Source organism: Cutibacterium sp. KBN10P07758, from assembly GCF_050286205.1.
GTDB classification, from domain to species: domain Bacteria; phylum Actinomycetota; class Actinomycetes; order Propionibacteriales; family Propionibacteriaceae; genus Cutibacterium; species Cutibacterium acnes.
On the sequence record NZ_JBNNQV010000001.1, the window covers coordinates 2340757 to 2360133 of the forward strand.

A 19377-nucleotide genomic window follows, 5' to 3' on the forward strand; every position below is an offset into this window, starting at 1 on the left:
CCTGACAAGGCACGAGGCCCGCCCCAAACGGGACGGACCTCGCAATGGGTTGGGAGTGAGGTCAGACGTCACCCTCCTCGGCAACGGAGTCGACATCCTTCATCTTCGCCTGGGTCCATGGGGCGATCACGAAGAGCACCACCGCTACAAGGATCGTCACGATACCTAGGCTGTAGTAGAACACCACGTCACCAAGGTTCTTGGTGCGCTCGATCGTCACCGAGGCGAGGCCCTGGCCACAGGCTGAGGCGAGCAGCCACAGGGTCATGTTCTGGGATGCGAACTTTTTCGGGGCTAGCTTGGTCGCGGTCGACAAACCGATCGGGTTCATGAACAGCTCAGCAACAGTCTGAATGACGAACACCACCGCCAGGAGCCACCACGGTGCGAGTCTGTTCCCACCTGGCCAACTCCGGAAACCGAATCCCATAATGAGGGCGGTTATACCAATGATGAACACCGAAATGGCGAACTTCTGCGGGGTATTGGGGAACTTCCCTTCTCTGCGCCGGAACCACATGCCTAGCAGGCCAGCCAGGATCAAGACTGCAGCCGGGTTAATGGTTTGGTACTGCTCAGGCTCCACCGACCACGACCCGACGATGTGGCCGTCGGTGTTGTCCTTAGCAAAGGTGGCCATCTTGCCGGCCGCCTGCTCGAAGATCATGGTGAACAGCACTTGGCCAACCCACAACGGCACAAATGCCCATAAATGGCCACGCTCACGATCAGAGACCTTCGGGGAGCGGAACATCGTCAAGAAGTAGCTCAGTGCCGTCACCGAGGCAAAGGCGAACAGAGCGTAGGCGATGGCCGAGGTCCACTCGCCCAGCAAGGCTTTGAAACCGATGGCAAGGACGGCACCGACGACGGCAATACCCAACGCGCGGAGCACCATCCGGCGACCCTCGCCGGGGGCCAGCGGATTGGGGATGTCGAAGGCGAACTCACGCAGTTTGGAACGACCATGGAAGAAGGCGATCAGCCCCAGAGCCATACCGATAGCAGCGGCAATGAAACCTACGTGGTAGCCGTAATGGTCCTTGAGGAGGCCGGTGACGATCGGCGCGAAGAGAGATCCAATATTGATCGACATGTAGAAGTACAGGAAACCTTGATCGCGGCGGGGGTCGCCGTCATCGTAGAGACCTCCTACCACCGTGGAGAGGTTCGGCTTAATAAAACCTGTGCCAATGGCGATGCAGATGAGGCCGATCCATGACGTCACCACCTGCGGAATCGCCAGGATGACGTGACCCGTCATGATGATGAGACCGCCGCACAGGGTGGACATCCACGGCCCGAGGATGCGGTCAGCGAAGATACCGCCAGGAATCGTCATCAACAACACTGCGGCGCCGTAGGAAGCCATAACAACCTGGCCGGCGTTGATCGGCAATCCCAGCCCGCCATGGGCCAAAGTGTCGGTGATGAAGTAGACGAGGATGGCGCGCATGCCATACCACGAGAACCGCTCCCACATTTCTACCTGGAGCATCCACGGCAAACCGCCGGGGTGGCCCAAGAATGACTTGTCGTCACGCGAGGGTCCTGTCACCAGATGCTTAGGCCGAAAACCTCGTGCTTTGGTGGCGGCGGCGACGCCTTCCGCGTCGACATCAAGCGGTTCGAGGGACATTTTCCCTTCCTTTCCGATGTTATGAGGCACCACGAGGTCCTCCAAGACAATGGTTCGGAACTCCCCCCAGGGGATGACCGACCTGTGCCTAGACAGTGGTGCCTGTGTTCATCGCATCGCGACAGCGTCGTCACAAGTGTGAATAATGACGAAGATAGGCTAGTACGAAAGTACTACTCGCGCGCGACCAAAAGTTATTTATTCTCAGGCGTACTTCTCCTCGCGGTAGCCTGAGTCACCCTCGACGTCCGCATCCCCGGTGGTCACTAACCGGCAGAGTGCCAAGGTGAAGATCCACCAGAACAGAGCTACTGGGAAGTTCTTGATGAGGTAGGTGTCCATGAGGAAAGCCGGCATTGTTGCGAGCACGCCCAAGGATAAAAGCGGATAGCCTCCGCGAATTCCCTTGACACACACCGCGATAACAGTTCCCAGGCAGACCAAAATCAGGGCCAGCCCGATCACACCAAGCTCACCGACAACCTGGACGATGAGGCTGTGGGCGTGTGGGAGGCTGTAACCATAAAGAGTTCGGCGCATCCCGTGGGATGATTCGGGCATAAAGGTGGACTCGACAGCGAACCACGGCCAGATTGTTCCGTATCCGGTTCCCACCAAGAAATGGCTCGGCGAATCCACAACAACACGTCCCGCCAATGCCCAGGTTCGCGCACGCGCCGGATCGACAAGAGACCCAGAACGGACCGTCGACACTAGCCATATGGCTACCCCTGCTGCCAAGAGTCCCAACATTGCGATGACGGTCCGCTGTTTCCGGCTGCGCGTCCGGTAAGAACGTCCGAAAAATACCAGCCCGATGACGAATAGTGCCAGGCTAATGGTTCCGGCGCGAGACCCGGATGCTGCCAAACAGGCAAGATGGCTGACAGCAGCCACGCTGGAGAGAATCCGGTGGCGGTGTCGTATCACGGCGTCCACAGCAACGGCCAGGGCCAGGATGAGAAGGACGTGACAGATGGCGGCCCCACCGAGTCTGGTGGCAACCCGCCATCCGGTGGTATTGCCTTCGACGTACTCACGAACAAGGTCAATTGGGTTAGCGATGGCCATCAGCATCGACAACCGCCACAGCGCGCCTTCAAGGTTCCCGACCGCGATCATCCGGCACGCGAAAATAGCCACGAGAAGGGTAACCGTCGCCTCCGCCAGAGGCATCACTAGGGCATATAGCGGAAGATCCCGGGTAACTCCCATGGAATCGTCGTAGATGAGATGTTCGTGAAACGGGATTGAGACCGCACCCCATACCAATAGCGCCACGAAACTGCACGTCACGATAATGAGGGAACGGGACCACTCGCGCGGCGACGGCACCCCTCGAACATCCCGCACGATGCACAACGCTTCGAGTACCAGTGCCGCTACAGCAAACAGCGGGAGCATCAACTGGCATGCGCCATTATCAAAGACAGGCTGGGCGACCGTTACGAAGGTGCAGGTGACGAAAAGACACGCGACGATGACCTCAGCTGCCCCGCTGAACCATTCGATGGGGGCAACCGAGCGCAATAATGTTACGGCCGAGGAGCCGTCTGGGGAATCATGGAGACGAAAGATGGGAGTCATCCTACCTGTGGGGCAGCTGGCCGCTCCGGGGCGCAGGGAAAATCGAGCAGAGATGTGAGAATCGGGCCGGACCTTAGCGGCCCGGCCCGACTACTGTTACGTCAGGAGATCTTGACGAACTCGCCGGTCGCGGCGGAGGTGATCATCGCCTCGCACACCTGGACGACCGTGGCGCCCTGGGTCATCGTCACGATGTCGGATTCCTTGCCCAGCACCGCGTCACGGAAGTTCTCATGCTCGGTGCGCAGTGGTTCGGGCTTCGGGATCGCGAATCTGGTCACGTCACCCTCGGCAACACCACGGAAGTTAGCGATATCGTCCCATACCGTCGCAACCTTGGCGTTGGAGTAGAAGGTGAGGTCGGCGGTCAGAGTGTCCGCGACGAACATACCCTTCTCGCCGGTCACGAAGGTGCGACGCTCCTTAGTCGGGGTCAGCCAGTTGACGAGGTGGTTACTCATGAGCCCGCCCGAGAGCTGGCAAGTCGCCGAGACCATATCCTCGTAATCGCGGCCAGCCTTGAACATGGTGCGAGCGGCGACCAACTCGAACTCACGCTGGGTAACCCACGCGGTGAGGTCAATGTCGTGGCTAGCGAGGTCCTTGACAACGCCGACGTCAGCGATACGGGCCGGGAATGGCCCCTGACGGCGGGTAGCCACCTGGTAGAGGTCACCGAGGTCGCCGTTCTCCAGACGCTTACGCAACGACTGCAAGGCCGGGTTGTATCGCTCGATATGGCCGACCGCGCCCACCAGACCCTTGCTCTCAAAGGCCTCAGCCAGACGAGTCGCAGCCGCAGTGTCGTAGGCCAGCGGCTTCTCGATGAGGGCGTGGACCCCCGCCTCAGCCAGCTTGAGACCGATCTCCTCGTGGAACTTCGTCGGGGCAGCGACGACACAGTAGTCGATACCAGTCTCGATGACCGCATCGACGTCGGGGAGAACGGGTAGGTCACCGGCGACTCCAAACGGGTCTTTGCCGGAGGCATCCGCGATCGCGACCAGATCGACGCCGTCGATGGCGCGCAGGTTGCGGACGTGGTTCTTGCCCATCGAACCGATGCCGACCATGCCGGCGCGCAGATTCGCCATCAGGCACCTGCTTTCGCGCAGGTATTGACAGCGGCAACGATGCGCTCACGGTCAGCCTGGGACAGCGAGGGATGGACCGGCAGTGAGACACACTCGGCGGCAACCTTCTCGGTGTTCGGCAGCTCCAGGCCCGGAGCGTAGGGGGCCAGCGACGGCAGCCGGTGGTTCGGAATCGGGTAGTAGACACCCGAGCCAACCTGGTGTTCCTCTTTGAGAGCGGTGACGAAACGGTCACGCTCCTCACCAGTAGCTCCCTCAAGACGAATCGTGTACTGGTGGTACACGTGCACATAACCCTCCGGCACGGCGGGGGTGATGGCCTCGGTGATGTTGGACGACAGGAACGCCGCGTTCTCCTGGCGGGTCTTGGTCCAGCCGGCCAGCTTGGTCAACTGCACCCGTCCGATGGAAGCGTGGATGTCAGTCATGCGGTTGTTGAGACCAACGTACTCGTTGGCGTAACGCTTCTCCATGCCCTGGTTGCGGAGCATGGCAGCCTTACGGGCGATCTCCGGGTCGGAGGTGGTGATCATGCCACCCTCGCCCGAGGTCATGTTCTTCGTCGGGTAGAAGGAGAAAGCTCCAAAGATGCCAAAAGTACCGACATGCTTGCCGTCGATGCTGGCAGCGTGGGCTTGGGCACAATCCTCGAAGATCTTGAGACCGTGCTTTGTGGCGATCGCGACGATTTCGGCCATGTTAGCCGGGAGACCATAGAGGTGCACCGGCATGATCGCGGCGGTCTTGTCGGTAATAGAGGCCTCGATGGAAGCCGGGTCGAGGGTAAACGTGACCGGGTCGACGTCAGCGAACACCGGCTTGGCGCCGGATAGGGCTACCGAGTTGCCGGTAGCGGCGAAAGTGAAGGAAGGGACGATGACCTCGTCGCCCTCACCGATGCCAGAGGCCAGCAGGCCAATGTGGAGGGCCGAGGTTCCCGAGTTGACGGCGACGCAGTGAACCCCGTCGACGACCTGGGAGGAGAACTCGTCCTCGAAGGCGTGGACCTGGGGGCCCTGGGCGACCATGCCGGAGGCAATAACCTCGTCGACGGCCTTACGCTCGTCATCGCCGAGGATCGGCTTAGCGGGAGGAATGAACTGGGCGGTCACGTGAAAGCTCCTAACTATTCGGACGGGAGGTCCGGTTTGTGGGCGCCGTAGCACCCACGAGGGGGTATTGGGGGACGACGGCCTTAGGCCTGCTCGCCCTCGCTAACCAGGGTCAGCGTATCGGTGGCAGGATCCTCGACGAACCGGTCTCCGGTACGCGAGTCGATCCACTTGTTCTCACCGTCGGGATCTAGCGGGAATCCGGACCGGCCCACCCACTTAATGCGACGGGCCGGGACGCCGGCCACCAAGGCATATGCCGGGACATCCTTGGTGACGACCGAGCCGGCAGCCACCGTGGCCCACTCACCAATAGTGACAGGCGCAATGCACACCGAACGGGCGCCAACAGAGCAGCCACGCTTGCAGGTCACACCCACCTGCTCCCAGTCGTCAGCAGATTTGAGGGAGCCGTCGGGGTTGATAGCCCGCGGGAAGTGGTCGTTGGTAAGCACCACTGCCGGTCCGATGAATACCCCGTCTTCCAGCTTCGCGGGCTCGTAAACCAACGCGTAATTCTGGATCTTGCAGTTGTCGCCAACGTGGACGCCCTCGCCGATGTAGGCACCGCGGCCCACGACGACGTTCTGCCCGAGGACGGCCTCGCTGCGAACTTGAGAAAGATGCCAGATCGACGAACCGTCGCCGATGGTCACACCGTCGTCCAAATCAGCGGTGTCGATGATCCGTGGTTCACCCATGTGGGACGCCTTTCATGCCGGTTACATCAAGGCCAGCTTACTCGTGCTAGCCCGACAGGCCCGTCGCCCCTGCACGGCGACGCCGAAAATCCGGCGTGGCGGCCCGCCTTCCAACCAATTTAACGCGCGGGTATCACCCGTCTGCTTAGCTGAGCTGTGTAGCATGCACTAACGTGAGCAGCCTTCCCTCTGAACCCACCGTCGCACAATCCGGGTCCTCCGCCATTGAGCGCGAGGCCACCACGGATTCCTCTAACCAGCCACCGCGCCCGCGCGACCCGGGACAGCCGATCGATCTACTCGGGTTCCTTAAGGGACTGGGGCACCACTGGCTCGCTGGCCTCATAACCTTCATTGTCGCCGCCGGGCTTCTCGTCGGCTATTCCCTCCTCATGGCACCCAAGAACACCGTCGGAACGGTCGCTGCCCATGCCCATGTGATGGTCACGCTGCCCGAGCCACGCACCGAGGCCCAGGCCACTGTCGAGTCAGCTACCGTCGGCCAGATCATGAGCAACTACGTCGCTCTCACCACCCCGGACCCCATCGTCAACACCGCCGTGAAGTATCTCCATGACGGAACAACCGCAGACGACCTCAAGGCGGGCACCTCGGTGTATTGGGGCGGGGGCGGCACTGTCATTGCGGTCTACGCCATGGGAACCAACCAAAACCAGGCCATCGAGCGTGCCAACGCCTATGCCCGCGCATTCGCCGAAAAGGCGAACGACCTGGTCCCTAGTTCTCTCGCTGGCCTCCCGCAGCCGAAGCTGACGATCATCCAGCCGGCCTTCCCATCGGACCCCAACCCGAACGCTCCAGCAACCAACAAGAACAGCACCAAGCTCTCCTCCCCGATGGTGGGAGTGGCCGCCGGCCTGATCCTCGGACTGGTCGTCATGGGTGTCCTGGAATACCGCTCCTCACGCCGCTCCCGTACTTCCCGCTGAACGTTCGAGTTGCGTCACCGCATCCCGGACCATACCTAGCGTCGGACGTCCGGCACCGTTTGCTGCGACAGTCTCTGCAGTGATGCAGCTAGCCGCAACAAGATAGAGCCAGGTCACGTGATACCGCAGGGTTGATGACGGAACGACGCCGAGCACAGGGAAAAGCATTACGACGGTGAGCCCGAAGGCCGCCCGCCAGTCGGCCACAGGTCGACGCGGCAAGAACCCACGGACCAGAATCCACAACCAACAGATAACGAAAAGGATCATCGCGATCGCTCCGTAGCGGAGGACGATCTCCAACAGCAGATTGTGCGGGTCCATGAGAACGTGTCCGTACAGAGCCGACGCCCGGGCTTGATACTCCGACAGCGAGCCGTATCCGAGGAGCAGGGCGGCTGGGCTAGACAACGTCATCGACAATGCGTTGGCCATGATAGTGCCACGCTCCGCTGTGGAGTGATCCTGGACGTACGGACTCATCCACAGCCCGGTACCCAGCACGATGACAAGCGCTCCACCCCAGACGAAGGCACGCACCCCCATAGCGGCTGTATGGAGACGGCGAACGTTGAGGACAAACAACAGCACGACGGCACAGATGCAGCCAAAGAGGGCGCCTCGCGACCCACCAATGAGGATCATTACCAGACACGTCGCCAGGACGAACAACCGTCCGAGACGAATCGCACCTCTCCGCGGGTTGAACCACAGCCGGGCGAGCACAGCCGTGAAAAGCATCGCCATCACGACGCCGTAATCGTTGTAGTTGGGGTAGGTTGCAGTAACAACCCATCGATTCTTTGACACCGCACCCAGCGTGTTGGCCCGCGGGTAGAGTAGTGGCAGCAGCTTGACACCGGTCACGATCTCTCCCATGCCAATAAGCCAGACGAGGATTGCACCCCAGTACAGGCCGCTAAGGACCTGACGAGCCGTCCTACCTGGCTCAGCTGACCGGAACACCACGAGGGTCACACCTATAACCGCGAGCATGATAAAGGCGCTGTTCCCGGTGTCAGCTAGGAGTCCGGGGTGGAAAAGTGCCACGGCCATCCCGGAAGCCACCATGCAGCACACCTCAACCGCAACGAGAGGGGTCACGCTGAGGCTGGAAGCAAACCGTGTCTGCACCGCCAGGATGACCCACGGCACGATCAGAAAGAGGAGGAATCCCATGGGCAGCCGCATTACCAGCACGGCAGCGACCGCGCCCAGCCACACCCCTGACGTGGCCCGGCTCGCCATCCCCTGACGGTCTAACGGCCGTGCTGCCGTTCGTTCGGCGACGCTCATCGTTGATCCACCGCAGCCAGGGCCGCAACCAGCTCCTCCACTCGGGCTGCCCAGGTGTGCTGGTCCCGTGCGGCCATGACCCGGTCGCGAGCTGCATCAACCCGCTCCGGATGTTGGGTGAGCTGTTCCAGGAGGGCCGCGAACTCGACCACGGAAGCCTTCACCGTCCACCCCAGTTCGTCGCGCGTCACGACATCCCCGACGAAGGTGTCCTCGGTGGCAATGATCGGTTTCCCGTTGCCGATGTACTCGAAAAGTTTAAGCGGAGCCGCAAAGTCTCGGTACTCATGCGGAGCCATCGCCAGGACGGCTACATTGGCCGCCGCGAAGTAGGGCTCCAACTCCTTCTTGCCGTTAGCATGGACAACCTTGGTGTTGTTCCCTATAAGGTGCTCGTAGTCCTTGTGCGCCTGTTCCCATTCCTTAGGCCGAGTGCAGATCGTCAGGGATGCCTCGGGGACACTGGCGACTGCCTCGCAGAAGGCACGCAGGTCGTAAAGGGACCCCAGTCCACCGACGTAGAACATCGACAGTGGCGATGACGGGGTGGCCGTCGGGGTCTCGTCAATGTCGTGGCCGGGGGGCAAGGCAACCTTGTTCACTCGACCACCGACGTCAACCCACTCCCCCATACGCAGTGAAGGTAGGAAAAGGACGTCGAGGCACTGCCGATAAGCGAGCAAGTCGTAGCGGTACATCGCCTGCGCCACGAGCTGTTTGGCCTTCGGGACTCCCTCACCGTAGAGCGGGAACTTCCAGTAGACGTCCCGATAGAACAGACCCACCGGAATGCCGTGCCGACGCAGGCGAGTTAAGAAGGCGAAGTCCTCCAAAGGGTGGGTAGGCAGGTGATGGGACTCGGTAAGAGTCGTGGGCATCGTCGAGGACTCCGAATAGCAAAACTCGAATCGGGTGCCAGCACGGATGGCGTTCATGACCACCTGCATTAGGCGGCGCCGTTGATGGGCGTCACCAGCGACCACCCACACTTCGCCCCACTGCGTTAAGGCTTTGAACATCGCCACAGCGCGCTTCTGCCCACCGAAAGTCGTGTTCGGGTCCAGTGGGTAGGGGACGTGGTAGATGCAGCGTCGGACCTCGCGATCAGCGCCGGTCTGTGGCATGGGTTGTCCTCCGATCCGCCGAACAATTCACCACAACGGTACCCGAGGTCTAGGACTGCATCAGACCTGTAACAGCACAAGACACCATGTCGAGACGGCAACACACACGCAATACCCGACCACTGTGGCAATCACGTTCGGGAACCGTCGCATAGAGATCTTGGATGGCACGGGCTCCCTGCACCAACCGTATTGCCACACGTAGTCGACCTGGCGACCACCCCACGCCCCGCGAGGATGACGACCCTGGCACGTTAGGATCACCACATGGCACATCGAGAGTCGACGTTGATCCTCCTGACGAACACCTACCCGCTGTCACGCGGGGAGGAGTTCCTCGAAAATGAGATCGACCATGTGGGGCGCGCCTTCGACCGGGTGGTGATCATCCCGATCCAGGCTGGCCCCGCCGATGTGCAGACACGAGCCATCCCGAGCAACGCTCAGGTCATGCACATTGCCCGGTCTTCACCCCGGGGCCTCGACCGCGCCCTCGTCGCCGTGAAGGGACTAGTTCGGCTGCCACCCAGCGGAGTGGACTGGGCAGCGACACGACGACAGCCCCGCCTACTCGTCTCCGACGCTCACTTCGAGGGTCGCGCCCAAACAGCCCTCAACGGCATCCTTGCCAAACTCCCGAGCCTCAGGCTGACCCCGGAATCCCATGTCACGATCTATTCCTTCTGGCTGCACATCACGGCCCGCACCGCAACCCTGCTAGCCGACCAGCTACGCGCCCAGGGGGTCACCATGGACCGTGTGATATCCCGAGCCCACCGCTACGACCTGTATCCCAGTGCCTCCCCGCGCCATCACATCCCAGAACGTCGCCTTCTCCTGCAGTCTCTTGACGGGATCTGCCCGGTCTCCGAGCAGGGGACTCGGGAACTGCGAACAACGTGGCCCCAGTACGCCGGGAAGATACACACTCGTTACCTGGGCACTTCCGACCCCGGCCCGACGGCCCACTGCCGACGTGACCCATTCACCATCGTCAGCTGTGCCCATCTTGTTCCAGTCAAGAGAATGATCCGGATGGCCGCCATCCTCGCCAGGGTGCGAGCCAACGGCATCGACGCGCACTGGACTCATCTGGGTGACGGCCCACAGATGGACACTCTGCGCGAGGAGGTCGCCGTTCACCGCGTCACGGATGCTGTCACCCTGCTCGGTCACGTCGACAACACCCAGGTCATGGCGACCCAGCGTGATCTCAAACCGTCAGTATTCGTCAACCTCTCCTCCTCGGAAGGACTTCCTGTATCAATGATGGAGGTTGCTTCCCTCGGTATCCCCATTATCGCGACTGGCGTCGGCGGAGTAGGAGAAATCGTCTCGTCTGACAACGGGCATCTATTGCCTGCCGAGTTCACCGACGCCCAGGCATCTGACGCGTTAGTGCAGCTGGCACGTCTGTCTGAGGACGAGTACCAGCATGTGTGCCAGGCCTCCCGCCAGGTGTGGGAAGCAAAGTTCCGCGCCTCTGTCGTCTACCCCGAGTTCTGTCGCGAGGTGCTGGGCGGACGCTGATCAGTCCACGCCACGCTCGACAGGGTGACCACCCACCACCACATACTCACGCCGAAGTTTTTGACCAAGTAGGTATCAACGAGGAAAGCTGGCAACGTGGCGACGACCGCCCAGCGCAGCACGACCCCCGCAGGAGAGCCAGTACCGTCAAACAGACGGCGAACCAACTCCACCACAGGGCCTAGTAGAACGGGCAGGAGCAGAACAAAGCCCAGTAAACCGAGCTCCACGAGGACCGCTAACACGGTGGAGTGTGCGCTGCTGAGGGTGGGTCCCCACTGCGTCGTCATTAACTCGCGCCACGGCTCCTGCCGGGCATGACAGTCGTACAAATACCACGGCCACAAACGCCCCGATCCGAGCCCGAAGAAAACATGGTTAAGGTCGCTCGACCACACCTGTATTCCGGTGCGCAGCGTGCGGGACCTCATCGGATCAGACGGGTTCAGCATGCGTCGAAGCCCAGGAACCACAATCACCATACCGATGACGACTACAGCCAGTGCTACGAGCCCTCCCCAGACCATTCGTCTATGACCCGCCCGTCTCACTACCCGGGAGCGGCGCCACATCACCGAACCGATCGCGCATCCGAGCACGAACAGGGTCGCACAAGCCAGCCCGGCTCGCGAACCCGTCAGTATGACGGCGACAAGCGCGCCAGTAGCCAGTATCCCGCTGACGACGCGCCGGCAACCGGCCACCGCAGCCGCCACCAACACACCACAAGCCAGCAATAAGGCGACGTGGAGCACCGCAGAACCACCCATACCGGTCGCGAGTCGAGTGGATCCGTGCACCTTCATGGCGCGAGGCCACTGGAGATAAGACGCGCACGTCATGGCCGCAGCAGGCCACCACAATCGTTCGATCACCATCCGTCCAGATGACCTGATCGTCAGCCCCGCGGCCACCGACAGGCCGGCGAGCAGAGTCGCAACCGCAGTGACGGGAGCCATCACTAACAAGAGCCTGGCCACCGGCTCCGGTCCGAGATTAGGCAGCGGGCAGAAAGTCGCCGAGACGATAGCCCAGACCATGAAACCCAAGGCTCCGCCGAGCATCCACCGTCCGGCCCGTCCAAGGTCATGACGACGCAGCCACAACGCCGATCCACAAGCCAGGATGATCAGCACATCAACAATGAGATAGCTACTGACGATCCACGGCGGCGAGGTGAGTCCATGCCGAAAATCAGCGAAGGTCTCAACGACCACGAGTGCCACTAACCCCCAAGATGTCAGCGAACCGATGGCCTGCTGGTAGCGTCCGGGCCCGATGAAGGCCGTACGACTCAACTAGCCCACCCCCCGGTAAAGAATCGCCAACCCCACCACACCATGACAGCAAGATCAATGGCGATGACGATGCCCATGATCCCCCGCCACAGCAGCACCAGACCGGGCGGCTTAGACGGACCACGAGTGACCTCAGCAAGGGCGACAAAGAGCGGGAACCACAACAAGGTGGCGCGGTTGACGCTCATGTACCAGTAACCGATCGAAAAGGCCACCACCTGGATGCCCACCCAGGACGCCGAAGCCCAACGTCGTCGGATAAGGCAGTAGACAAACACCAGGACACCCAGCGCCACCGAAACCAATTCAAGCCGAAATACGATGGCCACACCGCTAGCTCCAGCGCCGTAGAGGGACCGCCAGGTGTCGGCGTGAGTGGCGGGCAAAGTATGCCGCAAAGTCTCCGCCGGGGTCGTAAAACCGCGTCTCCACCCATTCGTCTGGGCCTGGGACCACGCAGTCCACGACCCTGTCAGCCGGTGTAGCCACACCACGAAAGCCACCAGCACCGCAGTGGGCACCAGCAGCGTGGACAATCGGTTGACGACATTTATGAGGCGGCGACGTCGGGCAGCCTGGCTCATCGGACGGCCCTCATCCCCATCGCCAAGGACTGCCAAGACTGCCAGCGCCCCTATCAGGAAGAGGCCAGAAACTCGGAACGTGCATGCCAGACCAGCGAGGAGGGCTGCCGCCCACCAGCGCCCAGCACGAGCACGCTCCCAAGCCCAGAAGGCAGCAGCGCAGAAAGGTGCCTCGGTGTATCCGACCATGGTAAACACGGTTGCCGGGGCAATAAGCCACAGACAGGCGGGAAGCATCCCACCAATCCGGAAGAGAGCCCATGCGGCTAAGGCCGAACCGATCAGACCGAGGAGTACCCCGGTAACTTCCATAGGAATACCAAGGAAGCTGCCACCTTTCAGCAATGCCGGAAGTCCGGGAAAGAACGCCATCTCGAGAGGATCGGCGTACCCATTGCGCGCGATCGACATGTAGTGCTGCACGTCCCAATTCCCCGTCACCTGGGAAAAGGTGCGGTGATACCCGGTCATGACAACCACAGCGACGACTAGCAAGATCGCACGGCTCCCCAACCAGGTCTGGGTCACCAGGCGTCCGTCAGCTGTGGGAGCAAATCGCCTAGCTGTCGCGCGTCCGGTACGCGTCATCGGGCAACCTCCGCGCTGGAATCCTCAACAGGTTCAGGAGCCGGATCTGGGGCGTGATCGAGGACGCCGCCGGTGGGATCGTCGGCATACCCCACCCTGACGACGTCGTTCCAAGGTCGTCGGATGTCATCCAGGACACCCCACGCGAACCATATCTCGCAGGCCAGACGTAGCACTATCGACGCCCAGTACACGACGTCAGCGTCAGAACCACCAGGCAGAGAAAGCCCACCCAAATGAGCCCACACAGCCAAGGAGTAGAAGCACTCACCCACCATGAGCACAGCCCAATCCCGCAGGTCAGGACGGGCCAAAGCAGCAAGAGGGACCAGAAAGAGTATCCACTGCGGCGAATACACCTTATTAGTGATGAACAAGATCAACAGGGCCACGCAGGCCACCTGGGCGATGCGCGGACGCCTCGGCACCGTCATCAACAGCCACGCCAAGCCAAGCAGACCGCCAACCGTCAAGGTGCCCGTAATCCAGCCAATTCCCGGAATTATGCCGCCAGAAGAGTCCTGAATGACATACCAAATCGTTCCCAGGCCAGTACCCGACCAGAAAGTCGAACGCAGATAGGCCCACCAGGTGTGCAAGCCCAAACAGGCCGCGATGACGTGGCACACCACCAGCATCAGGGATCCCGCCAGGAGGTACCGTCCCAACTCCGGCAACCGCGTCGCACGCAAACAGCACACCAAGACGGCAAAAGCCACCACGGCCGCCTGGAGACTCCCCGCGCAGGCCAGGCCCATCAGGATCCCGGACAACCACGGGCGACGACGAGCCCAGGCCAGCATGGACGTCGTCGCTAAGGCAACCGGAACCATGGAAAAGTCGATGAGACCGGCGAGGTACACCGCCGGGCACAGCACCACCCAGAAAACATCCCAAGATCGCCTCCGTGCCTGGGTCGGGCGGCCCTTATCACCGACCGGAAGATTGGTGTCCGATCCGCGCCCCAGCAGCATGACGGAGATCGCGATGGCCAGAAAGGCGACAAAGAGCACGATCTGGGCCACTCCCCAGTAGGCATTGGCGGCGTCCAGAACTTGCTGATCCGTGGCCTTCGGGGAGACCTCTGTACCGAAAGCCCACACGACTCGACGACAAAATGCCATGAGAACGGTTACAAGGGGGGTCTGGGCAATATCAGGGTTCGCGAACAACGACCCGCCATGACCCATCCCTGACGACCGATACAGCGTCGGGATATCCGAGTAGCACTGCCGCTGATATGGATCGACGACCTTAGCTACATTGTGCTGCACACACGGGGTAACGCGATAGATCGTCAATAACCAGATGACGATGGCACTCATGATGGCCCAGGGGCCCGGATCAAAGAAGACGCCGCGCGGCCAGGCATGGCGGCCCATACGCCCGCCGATGCGACGGTCCAGTCCCAGTTGAGACACACGGGACCCGCGCGGAACGTCAAGGCCACGGCGAGCCGTGTAACCCGGGGATCCATCATTTGGGTGTGCGACAGCACACCTCCTAGCTGCCATAGCGTCGTCTTTCGGATCGGGGATGGTCACGTGGTCAGGCTACCCATTCTGTGCCCGACCACTCGGCTGGTTCCCACCGCGCGTCGTCTCGCCCGAGGTCGGGCGAGAGGTGTGGGTGGAGGTATGAGTCGGTCTAGAGGTGTGCGTAGGCTGTGACGTTTGTGTGGGTTTAGAGGTGTGTGTATGAGCCGACGCCGTTCTCGTCGCTGAGGGCTCGGAGGATTGCTCCCGAGAAGGCGCCGATGACGGCTCTGGGCTGGAGGCCGACGTACGAGTCGGATACGGCCCACCCAGCGACTCTGGATCATCCTGGTTCGACCGGTCGCGATCGGAATCATCCTCGACCGACACCTGCGGACGGTTGGTGGAGCCATAATGCTTGCCTGACAGATTCACCCAGTCTGGAGCAGCGAAGGACTTATTGGGTATCCCCTTCATCGCCGTCTGCATATAGTCGAGCCAGGTGCGAGCCGGGTAATCACCACCGTGGAAACCGGTAGCCCCTTCACGGGCGTAGCGGTCAAGATTTTCGTTGCCGCTATCCCCCGCCACAAACATGACAGCTGTCGAAATCTGCTTGGTATAGGCGACAAACCACGCCGACGTCACCCCGTGACCGACTCCCGAAGTACCCGTTTTCCCGGCCACGTGATGGTCAAAGCCGGCCACAATCCGTCCAGTGCCTTCCTCAACCACTGACTGCAGGGCGTAGCTGACGTCATGGCTGATATCAGCCTCAATGGTCTGCTTCGACGGCGTGGGAGCCTGATAGAGGACCTTGCCTGACTGGTCAACGACCTTGTCCACAATGTGTGGGGTAACCCTTTTGCCGTCATTGGCGATCGTCGCATAGCCCCCCGCCTGAGCCAGTGGACTCACCTCAGCAGTGCCCAAAGCGATCCGGTTGTTCAGATCCCACCCAGTTCCCTGAGACAAACCGGCGTCAGTAGCGGCCTGAACAACAGCCCTCGGACCATTCTTAATCCGTGAGACCATGTCGACGAAAGCGGTGTTGATCGACTTCGCAATGGCCTGACGCAAACTGACGGTGCCGTAGTTCCGGTCGTTCTCGTTGTGAACCTCGGTGCTATCCCCGTCAGGCGTGAAAGCGTTACCTTCCAACCGGGAGCGCAAGCTGAACCCATGGCGCATCCCTGCTATGGCCGCGTAGGTCTTGAAGGTGGATGCCGCCGGGCGCGCAGTAAGCGCCCAATCGCGGGTATTGGAAATATAGTCATCGCCACCGTAAAGGGCCAGGACACCACCGGAGCTGACGTCGACTGAGGCAAGCGCAGGATGTAGATTTTTGGCTCCCTCAGGAACAGCGTTGCGGCCGGCAATTTTCTTATACTTCTGGCCTGCAGCCACGGCAGCCTGCTCGTCCTTACGATCCAGGGTGGTCGTCACCTTGAGGCCACCGCCCTTAATTTGTTGATCGGAGAACCCTCTGGCGATGAGCTCGTCGTAAACCAACTTCATGAGGTAGCCGTCGGTTCCCGCCCATCGGTTGTAGTCGGGGACCTTCGGGAATTTCGGCAGCTGCCGATAAGCCTCGTCGTGCTGAGCCTGGGTGATATTGCCGGCCTCCAGCATTCCGTCGAGAACGTACCGGTATCGCTGGAGTAACCTCTCGCGAGCGCCTACGCCACCGCTGGGATCGAAATTCGACGGGCTGTTGAGCACCGCAGCCAACACCGCCGACTGAGACAGGGTGAGCTTCGAAGCATCGGTGTAGAAGAAAGCCCGAGCGGCAGCCTGAACACCATAAGCTCCCCGGCCAAAGTAGATGGTATTGAGATATCCAGCGAGAATGTCCTTTTTAGAGACCTCCTTGCCCGTCTTCACGGCCAGGAGGAGCTCCTTGAATTTGCGACCCATGGTGCGTTCCTGGGACAGGTACAACACCTTGATGTACTGCTGGGTGATCGTCGAGCCGCCTTGCATCTCACCACCGCGAGCGATCGCCCAGGCGGCGCGCGTCATGCCCTTGACCGAGATACCCGGATCGGACCAGAAAGTGCGATTCTCCGCCGAGACGACGGCGTCACGCAGAGTCTTCGGCATCGTCTCATAAGGAATCGATTGACGGTTCTGTACCGAGAAAGACCCGAGGCGACTGCCGTCCCGGTAGTATATAAACGAGGTGTTCGTCTGGAAGTCGCGGTTAGGGTCGGGAAGCTCGGTGCGCTCATAGGCGACAAAGACCCCAACGACGGCGATAAGCACCAAAGACAAGATTGCGATCACCAAACCCCGGAGAAACTTGCCCAGCCTAGGATGACGGCTGGGCCTCCCGGCGGCCCGACGAGCCCTTCCGGCACCGCTCCCAGTCGCGGGGGCGTGGCGCTTCGATGCTCTGGCGGGTTTGTGGTCAGCCATAGATGTCCTCCACGGTCGGCTGATGGCGAGGTGGGCGGCGGCGTCGACCGTCACCTAGGACGTAGTCGACGAGGATGTGATTCCACAGACAGTCGGGGCAAACCTCGACCTCGTAGACGTGAAACTCGCCGAACTGGTGCTCCATCTCCTCTAGTTCGTCCAGGGTACGGATGCGACCCGAGTATTGGCCCAGCTGGTGGCCGAAAGCATGGCGCAGCAGGGCTAAGCGCGGGGACTCACAGACCGGACAGTCGTGGTTGAGGGGCTCGCCATGGTGCATGGCGGCGCGTACCAGCATGGGGTCGGCGTCGCACGCCGTTGGGGCGCTGAGATCGACCTGGGGGCTGCGCAACGCCTCCAGGGTGTGTCGGCGTTGCAGAGCGTGGGAAACCACGTTTCGCTGCGTCTGCATGCCCTCTAGAGTACGGCGCTGCTCAGACGACTTCGCAGCACCAGTGTTCGACGGTGCGTTCTCGAAGAATCCGCCGCACGTGCTTCGAGCCCCGTGTGGCAATCAGGGTGGGAGAGGTGAGAGTTACCACCCCTACTGACATCAAACCCCGTCCCCAACACATTCACCACACCGGTCTCGTGGAGGGGCCCGAGCCACTACCCCTATGCTCGGACCTATGTCCGAAGCCCTCCAGTTACACCGCGCGACACTCGACAACGGGATGCGCGTGGTCGTTAATCCCGACACCACCTCTCCCGGAGTTGCCGTCAATATGTGGTATCGAGTGGGGTCGGCAGACGAGGAACCCGGCCATTTTGGGTTCGCCCACCTCTTCGAGCACCTGATGTTCTCGGGCACGACAAGCGGCATCATATCGAGCGAACATCTGGCAACGATCGAGTCGGTGGGTGGGTCAGCAAATGCGTCGACCAGCTTTGACCGCACCAATTATTTCGAGACCGTACCGGCCGGGGCGCTGGAACTCGCACTGTGGTTAGAAGCTGAGCGGCTGGCGCACTTGGCCGTCACCGAGGCAAACCTGGCGACCCAGCGCGAGGTCGTCAAGGAAGAGAAGCGGCAGCGTTACGACAACACCCCCTATGGGGACCTACTCGATATGCTCCTTGACGGAAGGTTCGGCAGCGAGCATCCCTACGGCCACCCAACCATCGGTTCGGTCCCCGACCTCGACGCCGCCTGTCTCGACGACGTCACCGCCTTCCATTCCACCTGGTACCGGCCCGACAATGCCGTTCTTGTCATTTCCGGATGTGTTGAAGCCGACGAAGGGTTGACCTTGGCCGATAAGTACCTCGGGGCGGTTCCCGCTGCCACCGGGGACCTCCCCGAGCGCATTCAGGGACGAGTTCGCCACGACAATCCTCGGGTCGTCGTTACGCGCCCCCTCCCGCGAACTGCGGTGACCCGGGCATGGGCTACTCCGCCCATCACCAACCCCAACAATCTCACCGTCGCCATGGCCACCGACATACTCGGATCGGGGATGAGCTCACGGCTCATTCGCACCCTGGAAAGGGAACGTCACCTCGTCGATGGAGTGGGTATGAACGATTTTGGGCTGGCACGAGGAACGTCGGCAGCTCTAGTGTCGGCACACCTCAAGCCCGGGGTCTCCGAGGAGGAACTGACCGGGGCTGTGGATGAGATCATCACCGAACTCGCCGCCAACGGACCGAGCCAGGCCGAGCTAGAGCGAGCGCGCGCCCAGGTGGAACGAAGTTGGTTGGAGTCGTTGGCTGTTGTTGACGAACGGGCTGACCTACTCAATATGCACGAGTCGCTACTAGGGGACGCTGCCCTCGTCAATACGCACCTCGACCGCATCCGGGCTATCACCGCAGACCACATTGCCGAAGCCGCAAGACGATGGCTATCCCCCCATCAAGCGTCAACCGTCGTCCACCAGGAGGCGTGATGAAAACCTGTAATGAGCGTCCTCTCACCAGTCGCCCCACCGTGCGTCCCGGCTCGCCGTGGTCCTTTCCACAGTGCCTCGTCGAAACCCTG

At 61.3% G+C, this 19377-nt stretch carries 15 protein-coding genes; 3 read left to right on the top strand and 12 right to left on the bottom strand.

Going from position 1 to position 19377, the window contains the following annotated elements:
- Positions 1–61 precede the first annotated feature (61 nt).
- From ACOYO3_RS11545 to ACOYO3_RS11565, 5 genes are all read right to left on the bottom strand, one after another.
- On the bottom strand, positions 62–1684 hold the full coding sequence (locus tag ACOYO3_RS11545; protein ID WP_002524614.1) for a peptide MFS transporter: 1623 nt from the start codon (positions 1682–1684) through the stop codon (positions 62–64).
- Positions 1685–1843: 159 nt separating this feature from the next.
- Positions 1844–3226 carry an O-antigen ligase family protein gene (locus ACOYO3_RS11550; RefSeq protein WP_002512853.1) on the bottom strand — a complete coding sequence of 461 codons (1383 nt, stop codon included), beginning with the start codon at positions 3224–3226 and terminating at the stop codon, positions 1844–1846.
- Positions 3227–3327: 101 nt separating this feature from the next.
- Positions 3328–4320, bottom strand: a complete 993-nt coding sequence (locus ACOYO3_RS11555; protein ID WP_002512852.1) for a Gfo/Idh/MocA family protein — start codon at positions 4318–4320, stop codon at positions 3328–3330.
- Positions 4320–5432, bottom strand: coding sequence for a DegT/DnrJ/EryC1/StrS family aminotransferase (locus tag ACOYO3_RS11560; RefSeq protein ID WP_002512851.1), 1113 nt, complete (start codon positions 5430–5432; stop codon positions 4320–4322). The genes ACOYO3_RS11555 and ACOYO3_RS11560 overlap by 1 nt, the downstream gene beginning before the upstream one ends.
- A gap of 83 nt (positions 5433–5515) precedes the next feature.
- Complete coding sequence (locus ACOYO3_RS11565) at positions 5516–6133, bottom strand: acyltransferase (protein ID WP_002512850.1); 618 nt, start codon at positions 6131–6133, stop codon at positions 5516–5518.
- Positions 6134–6306: 173 nt separating this feature from the next.
- Here ACOYO3_RS11565 and ACOYO3_RS11570 point away from each other — a divergent pair, with 173 nt between their 5' ends.
- Positions 6307–7083, top strand: a complete 777-nt coding sequence (locus ACOYO3_RS11570) for a hypothetical protein (protein WP_002521008.1) — start codon at positions 6307–6309, stop codon at positions 7081–7083.
- On the opposite strand, the gene ACOYO3_RS11575 is transcribed toward ACOYO3_RS11570, so the two are convergent.
- Together ACOYO3_RS11575 and ACOYO3_RS11580 are read right to left on the bottom strand one after the other, a co-directional pair.
- Entirely contained in the window at positions 7057–8379 is a 1323-nt protein-coding gene (locus tag ACOYO3_RS11575) for an O-antigen ligase family protein (RefSeq protein WP_002524612.1), read from the bottom strand. The two genes, ACOYO3_RS11570 and ACOYO3_RS11575, sit on opposite strands and share 27 nt — an antisense overlap.
- A complete protein-coding gene (locus ACOYO3_RS11580; RefSeq protein WP_002522896.1) occupies positions 8376–9503 on the bottom strand; it encodes a glycosyltransferase in 1128 nt (375 codons plus the stop codon). The genes ACOYO3_RS11575 and ACOYO3_RS11580 overlap by 4 nt, the downstream gene beginning before the upstream one ends.
- A gap of 267 nt (positions 9504–9770) precedes the next feature.
- Between ACOYO3_RS11580 and ACOYO3_RS11585 the strand changes: the two genes are divergently transcribed.
- Entirely contained in the window at positions 9771–11033 is a 1263-nt protein-coding gene (locus ACOYO3_RS11585) for a glycosyltransferase (RefSeq protein WP_002524611.1), read from the top strand.
- Here ACOYO3_RS11585 and ACOYO3_RS11590 read toward each other — a convergent pair.
- The 5 genes from ACOYO3_RS11590 to ACOYO3_RS11610 all read right to left on the bottom strand — a co-directional run bounded on the left by ACOYO3_RS11590 (position 10994) and on the right by ACOYO3_RS11610 (position 17808).
- Entirely contained in the window at positions 10994–12331 is a 1338-nt protein-coding gene (locus ACOYO3_RS11590) for an O-antigen ligase family protein (RefSeq protein WP_002512844.1), read from the bottom strand. The genes ACOYO3_RS11585 and ACOYO3_RS11590 overlap by 40 nt on opposite strands.
- On the bottom strand, positions 12328–13503 hold the full coding sequence (locus ACOYO3_RS11595; RefSeq protein ID WP_002512843.1) for a membrane protein: 1176 nt from the start codon (positions 13501–13503) through the stop codon (positions 12328–12330). The genes ACOYO3_RS11590 and ACOYO3_RS11595 overlap by 4 nt, the downstream gene beginning before the upstream one ends.
- Positions 13500–14885: a membrane protein gene (locus ACOYO3_RS11600; protein ID WP_002524610.1), complete on the bottom strand. Its 1386-nt coding sequence runs from the start codon at positions 14883–14885 to the stop codon at positions 13500–13502. The genes ACOYO3_RS11595 and ACOYO3_RS11600 overlap by 4 nt, the downstream gene beginning before the upstream one ends.
- Positions 14886–15056: 171 nt before the next feature.
- Positions 15057–17396 (bottom strand): transglycosylase domain-containing protein, encoded by a 2340-nt coding sequence (locus ACOYO3_RS11605; RefSeq protein WP_002524609.1) that lies wholly within the window; start codon positions 17394–17396, stop codon positions 15057–15059.
- Positions 17389–17808 (bottom strand): DUF5318 family protein, encoded by a 420-nt coding sequence (locus ACOYO3_RS11610; RefSeq protein WP_002518625.1) that lies wholly within the window; start codon positions 17806–17808, stop codon positions 17389–17391. The genes ACOYO3_RS11605 and ACOYO3_RS11610 overlap by 8 nt, the downstream gene beginning before the upstream one ends.
- A gap of 205 nt (positions 17809–18013) precedes the next feature.
- Here ACOYO3_RS11610 and ACOYO3_RS11615 point away from each other — a divergent pair, with 205 nt between their 5' ends.
- Positions 18014–19285: a M16 family metallopeptidase gene (locus ACOYO3_RS11615; protein WP_002522893.1), complete on the top strand. Its 1272-nt coding sequence runs from the start codon at positions 18014–18016 to the stop codon at positions 19283–19285.
- Positions 19286–19377 lie beyond the last annotated feature (92 nt).